The organism is Vibrio cionasavignyae, from assembly GCF_050337155.1.
In the GTDB taxonomy this organism is placed as follows: domain Bacteria; phylum Pseudomonadota; class Gammaproteobacteria; order Enterobacterales; family Vibrionaceae; genus Vibrio; species Vibrio nomapromontoriensis.
The window spans coordinates 88,908-103,106 of record NZ_JAKJSR010000015.1 but is presented as its reverse complement, the minus strand read 5'-3'; the positions used below and the strand labels follow the sequence as shown (position 1 = coordinate 103,106).

Here is a 14,199-nt window from a genome sequence, read left to right as displayed (position 1 = left end):
TTTGAGCACCTCAAACTATATGAAGGGGGGATGAAGCTCAGCGTATTAATGCACGTTGAATGGGCAGCGAAATGACTGAGTTCAATAGAAAACTGGCTAACCTATTGGTTAGCCAGTTTGAAAATTAAAGACCTGCTAGGCGCGCAGTATCTTCAGCAATAACTAGCTCTTCATTAGTAGAGATAACCATAGCTGGGATGCGGCTGCTTGCAGTAGTGATAGTACCTTCACCACCGAAACGCGCTTTCAGGTTAGCGTCGCCATCTACTTCGATACCAAATACGCCTAGACGGTTAAGAACCATTTCACGGATTGGTGCAGAGTTTTCACCGATGCCACCAGTAAATACGATAGCGTCTAGACGACCCTCTAGTGTCGCTGTGTAGCCTGCAACGTATTTTGCAAGGCGGTGACAGAACACGTCCATTGCACGTGTTGCTTCTGCTTTCTCACCGTAGTTGTCTTCAACAAAACGACAGTCAGAAGTCACTTCTGTTAGACCTTGTAGACCAGACTCTTTAGTTAGCATGTTGTTGATTTGCTCGACAGAGTAGCCTAGTGCGTCGTGTAGGTGGAAGATGATTGCAGGATCGATGTCACCACAACGAGTACCCATCACAAGACCTTCAAGTGGAGTAAGACCCATTGAAGTATCTACAGACTCACCATTTTTGATAGCACATACAGATGCGCCGTTACCAAGGTGGCAGTTGATGATGTTTAGTTCGTTGGTTGGCTTGCCAAGTAGCTCTGCTGCTTCACGAGCGATAAACAGGTGAGAAGTACCGTGCATGCCGTAACGACGGATACCGTGCTCTTTGTATAGGTTGTACGGAAGTGCGTATAGGTAAGCTTCTTCAGGCATTGTTTGGTGGAATGCTGTGTCAAATACCGCTACGTTTTTCAGTTCAGGGAAGCTGTGCTTCGCAGCTTCAATACCGATGATGTGAGCAGGGTTATGAAGAGGTGCAAATGTTGCAGAGTCTTCGATACCTTTAAGGACGTCATCAGTGATCAGTGCAGATTTAGTGAACTGTTCGCCGCCGTGAACGATACGGTGACCGATCGCGCCAAGGTTCGCTTTAAGCTCAGGCTTAGAAGCAAGAATAGTGTCTACCATGAACGCTAGTGCTTCTTCGTGAGCTGCACCGTTGCCTAGTTGTGCTTCGTGCTTGCCATCAAGTTTCCACTTGATACGTGCTTCAGGAAGGTGAAGACACTCAGCAAGACCTGTTAGGTGCTCGTCACCAGTGGTTGCGTCAACGATAGCGAACTTAAGAGAAGAACTGCCGCAGTTTAGAACTAAAACTAGCTTAGACATTAAAGGTTACCTGTAATTTGTCTGATCCAAGATCAAGGGTATAAATTCTCAAGGCTGAGAAGGTACAAATTGTTACGATTCAGCCTTGATCAAAAATTCTACAATTGCCGTATAATCATAAGCGATTTTCCAAGAAAATCACTTTTGCGTCCTTGCGACGTTCATCTCGTAGTTGCCTTATTCCAAAATAAAGTCAACAATGAGATTGAGGTAGCGCAAAGAATAACGATATTGCGTAATGATAACAAAATAAATTTGAAAGAATATTAACTTTCGTCAATATTTTGCGTTTTTATTTGAATGGTTAAACTTTTTTTTAGTGAGGTTGCTGATGAGTGAGAGACTAAGCTTAACTCAGAGTTTAAAAAATGGTCAGAAGTACATGGATACTTGGCCAATGAGAAAAGAGTTAACCCCTCTGTTCCCAGAGCAGCGCATTATTAAGGCGACAAAGTTTGCTGTAAAAGTGATGCCTGCGGTGGCTGCAATCAGCGTGCTGACTCAAATGGTCTTTAATAACGCTCAGGCGATGCCTCAAACTATTGTTATCGCCTTGTTTGCGATTAGCCTGCCTTTACAAGGTATGTGGTGGTTAGGAAACCGTTCACACACCAAGCTTCCTCCTGCTCTTGCCTCGTGGTATAGAGAGTTACATCAAAAAGTTACTGAGACCGGGTACGCACTCGAGCCAGTCAAAGCGAAGCCTCGTTATAAAGAGTTGGCGATTATATTGAATAAAGCGTTTAGGCAACTCGATCGCAGTTCGTTTGACCGTTGGTTTTAGGGAACCCATTGACGCTAAAACCAGCGCCGTAGTACTCAAACGCTGCTAACGTTCAATGAATGTCATTGCCCGCCACCATCCCAACAGCTTGCTAGCGTAGCAAGCTGTTTTTGTTTGCCGCGTAAATCAACGTGTTGCTTGAATATTGATTGGCATGAGTCCCCTCAGTCTACGTAGGCTGCTACTTCACATTATTAGAACGAGTGATCGTATAGATGCCCCCTGAGTCGGTGGTGAACCACAAAGCGCCTTGGGTATCTGACGTGATGTCTCGGATCCTTTCATTTAACGTTTCGTAGTAGCGACGCTCTTCTAGTACTTGACCAATTTGGTTGACATCTAACAAGTTGATGTGAGTGAGCTTTAGTGCCCCAATCAATAATTTACCTTCGAGGCGAGGGAAGGTTTGGCTTGGATAAATATACAAAGAGCTGGGCGCAATAGAAGGGATATACACTTTTTTAGGGGCTGATATGCCTTCTTTTTCTGTTGCCTCTCCAACACTAACAGGGCCCCAATACTCTTTGCCGTGTGAGGTGATTGGCCAGCCATAGTTTTGTCCTTTTTCTATTAGGTTGAGCTCGTCGCCACCGCGAGGACCGTGCTCAATAGCCCAAAGTTGCTGAGTTCTAGGGTGATAGGCAATGCCCTGTGGATTACGATGTCCATAGCTGTATATCTCGGGTTGAAACTGGTTATTAGCCGTAAAGGGATTGCTATTTGGGATGCTACCGTCTAGGTTGAGGCGAATAATCGAACCTGCGTGAGTTGTCGTGTCTTGTCCGTTTTTTCGTACGCCAGCATCACCAATCGTCATGAATATAAAGCTATCTTGAATCGCCAACCTACTACCGAAATGCCTGCCAGTCGTCACCACGACATTACTCGTGAAGATGTCTTGCCAATTGGTGAGTGAATGTTGAACGAGGGTAGCTTTGGCAAGAGTAGGGGATCCGCCGTCGCCTTCCACATTAGGTTTAGCGTAAGTAAAAAAATACTCATTGTTTTTTTGTGGATTCTTAACAACATCCATTAAGCCGCCTTGGCCGCCGCTATATACCGTTGGAAGCCCACTCACGGGTTTAACTTGGCCAGTATCCGCATTCAGCATCACTATACGACCATCACGCAGTGTGATTAATAGTCGATCGGCAGAAATACTTTCGATGCCCCAAGGTACACCAGAGAGCTGGACGACTTTTTTGTATTGACTACTTTCAAATTCTTTACTGGAGGCGGTACTTACTGCTATGGCGAATAAGCCAATAATGATCAGTATGTTGGCTTTCATGTCTTCTCCTTAGTTAAGTTCATACTCTTACCTTTTCTAAATCCATTGTTTCAAATATAGCCATGATTGCTGATTAGTCACTCGTATGGTCTATCAAGTCGCGCAGGGTAACTAATGAACTGGGCGTGTAAAAATGTCATCGGTCGCGCTATACGGATAAATAAGCAGTGTTTGCTGTACGCATGACTGTACATGCTGAGATGATTATTTCTTCACAATTTGTTTTTACAGCACATTTGCGAGGCTGATTGTTAATAAGTTCTTTCAATTTGGTAAGTGAGCTGGTAGTAATACTAGTTAAATGCGATGATTAAATTGCATTAAAAATAGAATGTAAAATAATTATTACACCCTTTTGATTAAGGGGTTGTCACAGCAAACACAGAAAAACGTTGCTGAATCAAGGAGTCAAGATGAAAGCAAGCAAATTAATTACTACAGCGCTCTTAACGAGTGTTGCGCTGTTGTCCTCAGCAAGCATTATGGCTAAAACAGCGAAAGTCGCAGTTTCTCAGATTGTTGAGCATCCAGCGCTAGATGCAACCAGACAAGGACTGGTCGATGGCTTAAAAGCAAACGGCTACGAAGAAGGTAAAAACTTAGAGTTTGATTATAAAACGGCACAAGGTAACCCTGCGATAGCAGTACAAATTGCCCGTCAGTTTGTGGGTGAGCGTCCAGATGTACTTGTAGGGATCGCGACGCCAACAGCGCAGGCGTTAGTATCTGCAACTCGTGATATTCCAGTCGTCTTTACTGCAGTAACAGATCCGGTTGGCGCAAAGTTGGTGAAGCAGCTTGAGCAGCCAGGTAAGAACGTGACGGGCCTGTCTGATTTGTCTCCAGTTGATCAACACGTAGAGCTTATTAAAGAGATTATGCCCGACGTCAAAACCATTGGTGTGGTTTACAACCCAGGCGAAGCTAATGCGGTTAGTTTGATGACGTTATTAAAAGAAAGCACAAAAAAACATGGTATTGAGTTAGTTGAGGCGACGGCACTGAAGAGTGCTGACGTACAAACAGCAACTCAGGCGATCGTATCAAAGTCAGACATTATCTATGCCCTAATTGACAACACGGTTGCGAGTGCTATTGAAGGGATGATTGTATCGGCAAACCAAGCGAAGACCCCGGTATTTGGTGCGGCAACCTCTTATGTTGAGCGTGGTGCTGTTGCGAGCCTAGGTTTTGATTACTACCAGATTGGTGTCCAAACCGCCGACTACGTTGCTCAAATTCTGGATGGAAAAGCGCCAGGTGAGTTAGATGTTAAGGTCGCAAAAGGTTCTGATTTGGTGATCAATGCGACAGCGGCGAAAAAGCTAGGTCTTACTATTCCTAAAACCGTAATGGATCGCGCAACAAGCGTTAAATAGTGTTATTCCTACCTGGACCAAGCATTCATGCTTGGTCCTTTTAATAAGCAGAAAAGGAGTTGTTATGTCTGCTTTCGCATTCTTTGGTGCTCTAGAAATTGGTCTGATTTATGGCCTCGTCGCGTTAGGCGTCTACCTCACATTCCGAGTACTTGATTTCCCAGATTTAAGTGTTGATGGCAGTTTCCCTATGGGGGCTGCAGTTGCAGCAACTGCGATTGTATCGGGTGTTAACCCTTGGGTCGCTACAGGCTTGGCGGTACTTGCAGGTGCAGCAACAGGTTGGGTGACGGCATTCCTGGCTGTTCGCTGTGGTATTTTGCACTTGCTGGCGTCTATTTTAACGATGATTGCGGCGTTCTCTATCAATATCCGTATTATGGGTCGTCCCAATATCGCGCTGTTGGGCGAAGAAACCATTTTGACCCCATTCGAGATGATGGGTAATTCTATGTACATTCGGCCGCTTGTGGTTGGTGTCTTAGTACTTATTTCAGCGTGGTTTGTTGTTCGCTTACTCAACAGTGATTTTGGCTTAGGGCTACGAGCGACTGGCGTCAACGCAAGAATGGTGAAAGCGCAGGGGGCAAGCACGGCATTTTATACGTATTTTTGTCTTGCTCTATCAAATGGCTTTGTGGGTTTTGCCGGGGCGTTATTTGCCCAAACCAACAGCTTTGCTGATGTGACATCAGGTGTCGGTACTATTGTTGTTGGATTGGCGGCCGTGATTCTAGGTCAAACTCTTATTCCGGGTCGTAAAATTTGGGTAGCAGTTGTTGCTGTAATCGTCGGTTCAGTTTTGTATCGACTCGCAGTGGCGTTCGCCTTAAGCAGTGGTATGTTTGGGTTGCAAGCATCGGATCTTAACTTGGTCACCGCGGTATTAGTCGCGGCTGCGTTGATCGCACCAAAGATTAAAGGAAACCTGAAAGCAAAAAAGGTCAGTAAGCCTGTTGAGAATAAAGTGGTTTCAAATTCAGGCAACACGGGGAAAGTAGCATGATTCGATTAGAAGATATTCAAGTCACTTTTAACCCAGGGACCATCTTGGAAAACCGAGCGTTAAGAAGTGTAAATTTAGAAGTACCTGAGCATCAGTTTTTGACTGTGATTGGCTCTAACGGGGCGGGTAAATCGACGTTGCTCGGCGCTGTGACAGGTGAAACTCCGATGGTGGGGGGGCGCGTATTGATTGATGAGATGGACGTCACTCGACAAACTGTGGATCAGCGAGCAAATCAATGTGCCCGCGTGTTTCAAGACCCTCTAGCGGGGACGTGCGCGGATCTGACCATTGAAGAGAATATGGCGTTGGCGTACATGCGTGGTAAAAAGCGCGGCTGGAGTATGTCCCTGTCTTCGAAACGTCGTAAGTTGTTTCAAGAGCGCATCAGTATTTTAGGGTTAGGTTTAGAAGATCGTCTTGGTGATAATATCGGCTTGCTGTCAGGAGGCCAGCGCCAAGCGGTCAGCCTTGTGATGGCAACATTATCAGACAGTAAGCTGCTACTTCTTGATGAGCATACCGCAGCGTTGGACCCACGTATGGCCGCCTTTATTATCGATCTCACTAAGAAGGTCATCAGTGAGTTTAATTTGACGGTCATGATGGTGACGCACTCAATGAAAGATGCATTGGCGTGTGGTGATAGAACGGTGATGCTGCATCAAGGGGAAATCGTCCTTGATGTGTCGGGTGAGCAACGCGCTAACATGGGCGTTCCAGACTTGTTGGAAATGTTCTCTAAAGTACGTGGCGAAGAACTGGCTGATGATAGTCTGCTATTGAGCTAGCCTACTATGTATCTACCTACTACTTACCTACTATTGACCTAGTCAACCGTGAGTGCGATTAAGCTCTACGCCTAGTCTTCTCCGCCTACTAACTGTGATCCCTCTTCAATTTGAAGGGGGATTTTTTTGTCTACGGAGTTGATTAGAATAGCGTCATCCTAAATCACTGGTAACAAGAGACTTATGAGCACTCCGTATCTCTATCATTCGCAGACTACTGACGGTGTTACTGCACATGCTGATTGTTTACATATTGAATTACTCACCGAAGACTTACCCTTTGAGCGGGTGCTGCTAAGGCATGAACCCGACAATGAAGAGTACATCATTGAAATGACGTCGGGGGAGAAAAAGGGTCGTTTACGAGTATGGCAGGCAATACTGCCTCTGAGTCAGGATAAGTCAGTCACTTATTACACCTTTAAAGCGATCTTAGGGCAGGCTCAGTATTGGTTAGATGGTCGTGGCGTGCAAGTGAGGATGCCCGGTAGGGAATATCACTTTAAATACAACCGAGTCGCCTGCCCACCAGAATGGGTGTCTGAGCAGGTCTTTTATCAGATATTCCCAGAACGTTTCTGTAATGGTGATCCCTCCATTGGGGTTGAAGATGGTGAATATCAGTATTTAGGCAAAAATCGACAATCTGTGAAGCGATCGTGGGGAGAACCGGTTGGTCAACATGGCAATACTGGTGCCGTGGAGTTCTACGGTGGCGATTTAGCGGGTGTACAACAAAAGTTAGATTATTTACAAGCGTTAGGTATTACAACACTGTACCTCAACCCGATATTCACTTCTTACTCCAACCATAAGTATGACACGGTAGACTACTATTCTATTGATCCGAAATTTGGGACTAACCAGCAGTTTGCAACACTATCCGAGGACATCCATCAAAGAGGGATGAAGATCGTACTTGATGCCGTGCTTAATCATACTTCCACTGAGCATGCCTGGTTTGATAAATCACAAACAAGGAACGGTGCCTATGGTTCGGTAAATAGTCCATATCGTGACTATTACTTCTTTAAAGATCAGAGCTCTGAGTGTAGTGATAGCGCTAGTAGCTATGTTGGGTGGAAGGGTATTGATACCTTACCCGTGCTGAACTTCAATAATAAACAGGTTCGGGACGCGATTTATCAGAGCGAAGATTCGGTGATCAAACATTGGTTGAAGCCGCCTTACTTGATTGATGGTTGGCGCTTTGATGTGATTCATATGCTAGGAGAAGGTGAGGGGGCGGCGAATAATGCGCACTATGTTTCCGCTTTTCGTGAGGCGATGAAGTCAGTATCACCGGACTCTTACATGCTTGGGGAACACTTTTTTGAGGCAACGAGCTGGCTGCAAGGCGATCAAGAAGATGGCTCGATGAACTATTATGGTTTTGCGCATCCAGTTAGAGCGCTATTGGCGAGCAAAGATATTCAGTTTGATCCGATTGAGCTTGATTGTCGCGACTTTTTGGAGTGGTTACGTGAAGCGAGTGCAAAGCTACCATGGGCGAATCAGCTTTCGCAACTTAACCAATTAGACAGCCACGATACTGAGCGCTTACTGACCACATTACAAGGCGATGTGGATAGGTTTAAAATCGCAGCACAGCTACTTATGACTTATGTGGGGGCACCTTGTCTATATTACGGTACAGAAGTTGGGTTAGAAGGGAGCCATGATCCCGATAATAGACGCTGCTTCCCTTGGGATAGAATTGAACACAGTGACTGGCTTAAATACTTTACCGAATTGATTGCCGCAAGACGACAGCTATCTGCGTTACAAAAGGGCAGTTTTGTCCCGCTATGGGTAGAAGCGGGCGGCTTGATTTATGCGCGAGAATTTAAGGGTAACGTTGTGATCAGTGGTTTTAACCTATCGGATGCGCCGATAACCGTTTCGTTACCACTTTGGAAAGTTGCGTCCAATTGTAAAGGCTTACGATGCTGGTGGACGAAAACGTCATATGACATTGCAGGGGATACCCTTAAACTCGAAATTAAGGGTAAAGAGTCCATACTTTTGTTTAACTGACAATATGATTCAGACTGGCTATTGCGACGAATACTTTAATTACGTCGCTAATTGACTAAAAGAGCGTCGCGATAGCGTTTGATGTCAGCAACTATTGGTTCGGCGGTTTTGTGAACCCGAATCTCACGGAACAGTTCCATTGCCTCTGGGTATTGGTTGCGTAAATAAGCAAACCACTGTTTCACTCGGTTAGGGTAGTACATCCCCTTGTCGCCTTTCATCTCATACGTTGAGTATTGGATCAGTAAATCGACCACCTCACACCACGGCATAGGCTCTTGGTTATGTTTGACGACATTACCTAGGTTCGGTACGTTAAACGCGCCGCGACACACCATTAATGAGTCAACACCAGTGGTGGCGATGCAGCGCTGGCCGTCCTCGTAGTTCCAAATTTCGCCGTTGGCAATCAATGGAACCGAAACACGTTTTCGTATTTCATTAATGTAATCCCACTTAATTTCACTGGCTTTATATCCGCCCGCTTTAGTACGAGCATGAACGGTAAGCTCAGCTGCGCCAGCTTGTTCGACGGCATCAACGATTTCATAGCAATCATCGGGGTTTTCCCAGCCTAAGCGGATCTTTGCTGTAACGGGCACAGATGGGTCAACCGCATCACGACAGGATTTAATGACTTGGTAAATTTGTTCAGGGTGCTGAAGCATCGCGGCGCCGCCGTTGCTCTTATTTACCAGCTTTGCAGGACAGCCAAAATTTAGGTCAACGCCTTTCGCGCCCAGTTCCGCAGCAATGACGGCGTTTTCTGCCATCCATTGTGCATGTTGGCCAAGCAATTGGATGTGAATCGGAGTCCCTGATTTAGTTTGCGAACCTTGCGTAAGCTCGGGGCAAATGCGGTGGAAAACATGGTCTGGTAAGCGCTGATCAACCACACGTACAAATTCGGTGACGCAGAGATCGTAGTCGTTAATCTCAGTCAAAATTTCTCGCATTAAATGGTCTAACACACCTTCCATTGGACCTAAAACAACACGCATAGGGCTACTCTCATTATTCTGGAGCGGGGATTCTATCTGGAAAGCGATCAAGAATCGACCATTGATGTATTGCTAGGTGCGAAATATACTTGCGGCAAACCTAAATACAGAAACCCATATTATGAATCTCATTCAATTACCTAACGGATGGCAAGGCGAGTCGGCAGACTACTTGGAAGGAGCTATTCTTGCCGCAAACTTCACCGTTTCACCATTAGCACCTTCAGAGTGGTTAGCGACGGTTATTGCTGACTATGATAAGCAACAAGAAGAGTGGGTTGTTGCGCATCTGAACGCCCAGTACGCGTATCTAAAAGCAAATCAATACAATGTGCTACCGGAGTTGGATGATAATCGTGAGCGTTTAGCTGACTTTGCTGAAGGCTTCATGGCAGCGTGGCAACATGTTGAGCCGTTGTGGTTTGAAAAATCGCCAAGTGATGGCACGATCCGAATGCTACAAGCGTTTCTAACCACGCTAATGTTGGCGATTGACGAAACTCAAACGCATGCTGAAATGACGCAAGCGGGTTACGAGACGTTACCGCAGCTTAATGACTTAGCTCCGCAGCTCGATCACATGATTAATGAAATTGCGTTGGCGGCTGATGAAATGATGATTGGTCATCAATCTCAATCGGTTAATCCATTTAAAGACACAGGCCGTAATGACCCTTGCCCTTGTGGCAGTGGCAAAAAATATAAAAAGTGTTGTGGTAACTAACGCCTATTTGAGGAATCGAAAAGCCCCCTGTTGTGATGCCGCGACAGGGGGCTTTTATTTGGGAGTACATGCTTAGGGGTTACTAAAAACCACGAGCGCGCGAGTGGGACTGTTTTGCACCTTGAGCCAAGATAATAATGGCTAATGCGACAAGGTTTCCTGCAAAAATTATCACCAGCCACTGAGGCATTGAAAGCGTTAAAAATTGCCAAACAACTTTTGAGCAATCGCCATAGGCTTCAAACATCCATGGGACCCATTGGTTAAGTGGTGCCCAATCTGGGAACGTGACAAATAGATCACAAGTTTTAAATGGTGAAGGATTAAATTGATAATCCACGTGCTCTAGTGACAATGTTAACCCTTTAACGGCAGCGGCTCCCCATGCAACGAGGCCAGTCCAGCGCAATACCACATTGTTAGGGTTAATCAGACCGATAGTCGCCGCACCTAAGATGCCGAACATGGCAACACGCTCATAAATGCACATTACACACGGGCCTAGCATTAACACATGCTGGAAGAATAACGCGCATAGTTCAAAAATTAATGTGCACGCAAACAATAGGGCCCACGAAAGGCGTGTCTTGGAAAATGCTTTGATGTTGGAAAGAATCGTCACGGAGTCGTCCTTGAAATAAAAAAAGCTCTGAATACTCAGAGCTTTTTAACGTGGATTAGTTTCACAAGCAACTAAAAATTAATGCCCAGATGAGACAGCGGCCTCAATAACCTTACTTGAATTCTCTACAATCCAGCCTGCGTCGTAAAACCAAGCCGTCATAGGTTCTAGTAAATACACGATGCCAAACAAACCAACTAATGCCAAAACGACAGTGTAAGGCAGTGCCATGATGACCATTTTGCCATACGACAAGCGGATAAGCGGAGCAAGTGCTGAAGTTAATAGGAACAAGAACGCAGCCTGACCATTTGGCGTTGCAACAGAAGGCAGGTTAGTACCAGTGTTAATAGCAACGGCAAGTAAGTCGAACTGATCACGAGTAATCAGTCCGTCGTTTAGAGCGGCTTTTACTTCGTTGATGTAAACGGTTCCTACAAATACGTTGTCGGAAACCATCGATAGTATACCGTTAGCGACGTAGAACAGCGCCAATTGTGTGCCTTTGTCTTCAACGTGGAGTACCGCATCGATGATTGGCTTGAAAAGACCTTGGTCGATAATAACAGCAACAATTGAGAAGAATACGGCAAGCAATGCAGTAAAAGGTAGAGCTTCTTCAAAGGCTTTACCCATGGAGTGCTCTTCAATAACGCCAGTAAACGCAGTAGCAAGGATAATAACAGATAGGCCGATAAGACCTACCGCAGCAAGGTGCATGGCCAATGCGACAATCAACCAAACGGCGATAGCACCCTGGATCCATAGTTTTGCTACGTCTTGTTTTGTTCTTGTCTTACGTTCTTCACGATCAAAATCGACTAAGATTTGACGAACGTTATCAGGAAGCTGTGCGCCATAGCCAAATACTTTGAATTTTTCAACAAGAGCACAAGTTACCAGACCAAGTACAAAGACCGGAGCGGTTACAGGTAGCATGCGAATAATGAATTCACCAAATAACCAGCCAGCTTGATCGGCAATAATCAGGTTTTGTGGCTCGCCGACCATTGTCATTACGCCGCCTAGCGCTGTACCTACACCTGCGTGCATCAGCAGAGAGCGTAAGAAAGCACGATAATCTTCAAGGTCTTCGCGGGTGAGTTCTGAAAGCTCATCATCATGCGTATGGTCATGAGAAGAGCCTGACCCTTTTCCAGATGCCACTTTGTGATAAATTGAGTAAAACCCGATTGCGACACTGATAACAACGGCAATTACTGTCAGAGCATCAAGGAAGGCTGACAGGAAAGCGGCGGTAAAACAAAACGCCAAAGAAAGAATAGTTTTAGACTGGATGCCCAGTAAGATCTTGGTAAACATGAACAACAAAAGTTGTTTCATGAAGTAGATACCTGCCACCATAAATACAAGGAGTAGCAGTACTTCGATGTTATTTACGATTTCGTGTTTCACCATGGCGGGACTGGTCATCCCCATTGCAACGGCTTCAATTGCGAGTAATCCACCAGGTTGTAATGGGTAGCATTTTAGCGCCATTGCAAGGGTGAAGATGAACTCAACAACAAGTAGCCAACCGGCTACAAACGGATCAATCAGGAAAAAAACGATAGGGTTGATAATTAGGAAAGCAATGATCGCTAATTTATACCAATCCGGAGCTTTACCAAGGAAGTTCTTGATGAAAGCCTTTCCTATAGACATCGGCATAGTAATACTCTTATGTAGTTATTAATCGAAATTTACAAGAAGGCGTTAGAGTATTTGAGAGGAGGTTCCAAACAAAATTAAACTACAAAAACTTAGAAAACAAACGTCATTTCACGTGGGCGAAGGCCTTTGTTCACTTGCCAAGTCTCTCAGTTTTTAAGCGCTCCTTGCTTCGACCGCAACTCTACTCTTTGATTGGATATAGTCAACAAAAATTACAATTTCAGGGGTTGATTATTCTAGTTTTTTCCAAAAACGCGATCCATGCAAGATAAGTAAAACATGGTTCTATGGTGCCCATGTAGGCGTTACAAGATACAAGCGATTGTAAAAAACAGGGCTCAACGATAGTAGTTGAAACGAATTGGTTAAAAAAGAAAGTTATTCTTGGGCAAAGCCGCATTTGCTTCGGATATAACGTAATAATCACAGCGCTGTATCATAGGGCGCTCTGTCATACCTTGCGGGGTATGAGTATGTGATGGAATCATTAACACTGGTTGTTCAATGATATTTGCTAGCAATGAATGCGAACCGCTGAAGAAACGTCAATATAGAGTCAAAACTCTATATTTTTAATGTTACAGATATAAGTAGTGTAGGTTTACCAATTTCTTTAAGTAGTGGTATGATGAGTTCTATAGTCAAATGAATTAAATAATTGGATAAACCCCATAATGGTGATTAAGGCGAAGAGCCCAGCAGGGTTCGCTGAAAAATATATTATCGAAAGTATCTGGAATGGTCGCTTTCCCCCTGGTTCAATTCTACCGGCAGAGCGTGAGTTATCAGAACTAATTGGGGTGACAAGGACAACGTTGCGCGAAGTGCTGCAACGTCTTGCTCGTGATGGTTGGTTAACGATTCAACATGGTAAACCAACCAAAGTTAACCAGTTTATGGAGACGTCGGGTCTACATATTCTTGATACGTTAATGACATTAGATGCCGATAACGCGACCTCTATCGTAGAGGATTTATTGGCGGCGCGCACAAATATTAGCCCAATATTTATGCGTTATGCATTTAAAGCTAATAAAGAGAACTCGGAAAGAACCATCGAAGGTATTATTGAGTCTTGTGAAAGCTTGTTAAATGCCGAGTCTTGGGACGCATTCGTCGAGACGTCACCGTATGAAGATAAAATTCGTCAACATGTTAAAGACGAAACCGAGAAAGATGAAGAAAAGCGTCAGATCGCATTGATTGCTCGTACTTTTAACTTTTACGACTACATGTTGTTCCAGCGTTTAGCTTTCCATTCTGGTAACCAAATTTACGGGCTTATCTTTAATGGTTTGAAAAAGCTCTATGATCGTGTAGGAACTTATTACTTTTCAAACCCAGAAGCGAGAATGTTGGCGCTTAACTTTTACAAAGACTTACTGGTAATTTGTGAATCGGGTGATCGTGATAGGCTTCCGGTGGTGATTCGTCAGTATGGTTTGGCAAGTGGCCAAGTATGGAATCAGATGAAAACCACACTACCGACGAGTTTTACTGAAGACGACAGTTAATTTTGTGTCAAATGTCGCTATAGCGATATGTAGGTAAAAAAAACCACAGCATTGT

The 14,199-nt window shown here is 44.7% G+C and carries 12 protein-coding genes; 7 read left to right on the top strand and 5 right to left on the bottom strand.

Annotated elements, in window-relative coordinates:
• Positions 1-124: 124 nt before the first annotated feature.
• On the bottom strand, positions 125-1,321 hold the full coding sequence (locus tag L4D74_RS12015; RefSeq protein ID WP_265675299.1) for an acetate kinase: 1,197 nt from the start codon (positions 1,319-1,321) through the stop codon (positions 125-127).
• 331 nt (positions 1,322-1,652) lie between these two features.
• On the opposite strand from L4D74_RS12015, the gene yfbV reads away from it, so the two are divergent.
• Positions 1,653-2,105, top strand: a complete 453-nt coding sequence (yfbV, locus tag L4D74_RS12010; RefSeq protein WP_265675298.1) for a terminus macrodomain insulation protein YfbV — start codon at positions 1,653-1,655, stop codon at positions 2,103-2,105.
• Positions 2,106-2,286: 181 nt separating this feature from the next.
• Here yfbV and L4D74_RS12005 read toward each other — a convergent pair whose 3' ends face one another.
• Entirely contained in the window at positions 2,287-3,396 is a 1,110-nt protein-coding gene (locus L4D74_RS12005; protein WP_428752333.1) for a PQQ-dependent sugar dehydrogenase, read from the bottom strand.
• A 413-nt stretch (positions 3,397-3,809) separates the two neighbouring features.
• Here L4D74_RS12005 and L4D74_RS12000 point away from each other — a divergent pair, with 413 nt between their 5' ends.
• The 4 genes from L4D74_RS12000 to malZ all read left to right on the top strand — a co-directional run bounded on the left by L4D74_RS12000 (position 3,810) and on the right by malZ (position 8,609).
• Positions 3,810-4,775: an ABC transporter substrate-binding protein gene (locus L4D74_RS12000; protein ID WP_428752332.1), complete on the top strand. Its 966-nt coding sequence runs from the start codon at positions 3,810-3,812 to the stop codon at positions 4,773-4,775.
• A gap of 64 nt (positions 4,776-4,839) precedes the next feature.
• On the top strand, positions 4,840-5,781 hold the full coding sequence (locus L4D74_RS11995; RefSeq protein ID WP_428752331.1) for an ABC transporter permease: 942 nt from the start codon (positions 4,840-4,842) through the stop codon (positions 5,779-5,781).
• Positions 5,778-6,572, top strand: coding sequence for an ABC transporter ATP-binding protein (locus L4D74_RS11990; protein WP_265675294.1), 795 nt, complete (start codon positions 5,778-5,780; stop codon positions 6,570-6,572). The genes L4D74_RS11995 and L4D74_RS11990 overlap by 4 nt, the downstream gene beginning before the upstream one ends.
• Positions 6,573-6,755: 183 nt before the next feature.
• Complete coding sequence (gene malZ / locus L4D74_RS11985) at positions 6,756-8,609, top strand: maltodextrin glucosidase (RefSeq protein ID WP_428752330.1); 1,854 nt, start codon at positions 6,756-6,758, stop codon at positions 8,607-8,609.
• Positions 8,610-8,656: 47 nt separating this feature from the next.
• On the opposite strand, the gene dusC is transcribed toward malZ, so the two are convergent.
• Positions 8,657-9,610, bottom strand: coding sequence for a tRNA dihydrouridine(16) synthase DusC (dusC, locus tag L4D74_RS11980; RefSeq protein WP_428752329.1), 954 nt, complete (start codon positions 9,608-9,610; stop codon positions 8,657-8,659).
• 121 nt (positions 9,611-9,731) lie between these two features.
• On the opposite strand from dusC, the gene L4D74_RS11975 reads away from it, so the two are divergent.
• The gene (locus tag L4D74_RS11975; protein ID WP_428752328.1) at positions 9,732-10,334 is read left to right on the top strand and encodes an SEC-C metal-binding domain-containing protein; all 603 of its coding nucleotides are present in this window, start codon (positions 9,732-9,734) and stop codon (positions 10,332-10,334) included.
• Positions 10,335-10,416: 82 nt separating this feature from the next.
• Here L4D74_RS11975 and dsbB read toward each other — a convergent pair whose 3' ends face one another.
• Together dsbB and nhaB are read right to left on the bottom strand one after the other, a co-directional pair.
• Positions 10,417-10,956 carry a disulfide bond formation protein DsbB gene (gene dsbB, locus L4D74_RS11970; RefSeq protein WP_428752327.1) on the bottom strand — a complete coding sequence of 180 codons (540 nt, stop codon included), beginning with the start codon at positions 10,954-10,956 and terminating at the stop codon, positions 10,417-10,419.
• Between the two features lie 78 nt (positions 10,957-11,034).
• Positions 11,035-12,627, bottom strand: coding sequence for a Na(+)/H(+) antiporter NhaB (nhaB, locus tag L4D74_RS11965; protein ID WP_428752326.1), 1,593 nt, complete (start codon positions 12,625-12,627; stop codon positions 11,035-11,037).
• A gap of 677 nt (positions 12,628-13,304) precedes the next feature.
• Between nhaB and fadR the strand changes: the two genes are divergently transcribed.
• Positions 13,305-14,144 carry a fatty acid metabolism transcriptional regulator FadR gene (gene fadR, locus L4D74_RS11960; protein ID WP_428752325.1) on the top strand — a complete coding sequence of 280 codons (840 nt, stop codon included), beginning with the start codon at positions 13,305-13,307 and terminating at the stop codon, positions 14,142-14,144.
• Positions 14,145-14,199: the final 55 nt, after the last annotated feature.

Excerpts from the sequence above, each read along its gene's own strand:
- malZ (WP_428752330.1), top strand. The coding sequence starts at position 6,756 with ATGAGCACTCCGTATCTCTATCATTCGCAGACTACTGACGGTGTTACT.
- L4D74_RS12005 (WP_428752333.1), bottom strand. The coding sequence starts at position 3,396 with ATGAAAGCCAACATACTGATCATTATTGGCTTATTCGCCATAGCAGTA.
- yfbV (WP_265675298.1), top strand. The coding sequence starts at position 1,653 with ATGAGTGAGAGACTAAGCTTAACTCAGAGTTTAAAAAATGGTCAGAAG.
- nhaB (WP_428752326.1), bottom strand. The coding sequence starts at position 12,627 with ATGCCGATGTCTATAGGAAAGGCTTTCATCAAGAACTTCCTTGGTAAA.
- L4D74_RS11975 (WP_428752328.1), top strand. The coding sequence starts at position 9,732 with ATGAATCTCATTCAATTACCTAACGGATGGCAAGGCGAGTCGGCAGAC.
- L4D74_RS12015 (WP_265675299.1), bottom strand. The coding sequence starts at position 1,321 with ATGTCTAAGCTAGTTTTAGTTCTAAACTGCGGCAGTTCTTCTCTTAAG.
- dusC (WP_428752329.1), bottom strand. The coding sequence starts at position 9,610 with ATGCGTGTTGTTTTAGGTCCAATGGAAGGTGTGTTAGACCATTTAATG.
- L4D74_RS12000 (WP_428752332.1), top strand. The coding sequence starts at position 3,810 with ATGAAAGCAAGCAAATTAATTACTACAGCGCTCTTAACGAGTGTTGCG.
- L4D74_RS11990 (WP_265675294.1), top strand. The coding sequence starts at position 5,778 with ATGATTCGATTAGAAGATATTCAAGTCACTTTTAACCCAGGGACCATC.
- L4D74_RS11995 (WP_428752331.1), top strand. The coding sequence starts at position 4,840 with ATGTCTGCTTTCGCATTCTTTGGTGCTCTAGAAATTGGTCTGATTTAT.
- fadR (WP_428752325.1), top strand. The coding sequence starts at position 13,305 with ATGGTGATTAAGGCGAAGAGCCCAGCAGGGTTCGCTGAAAAATATATT.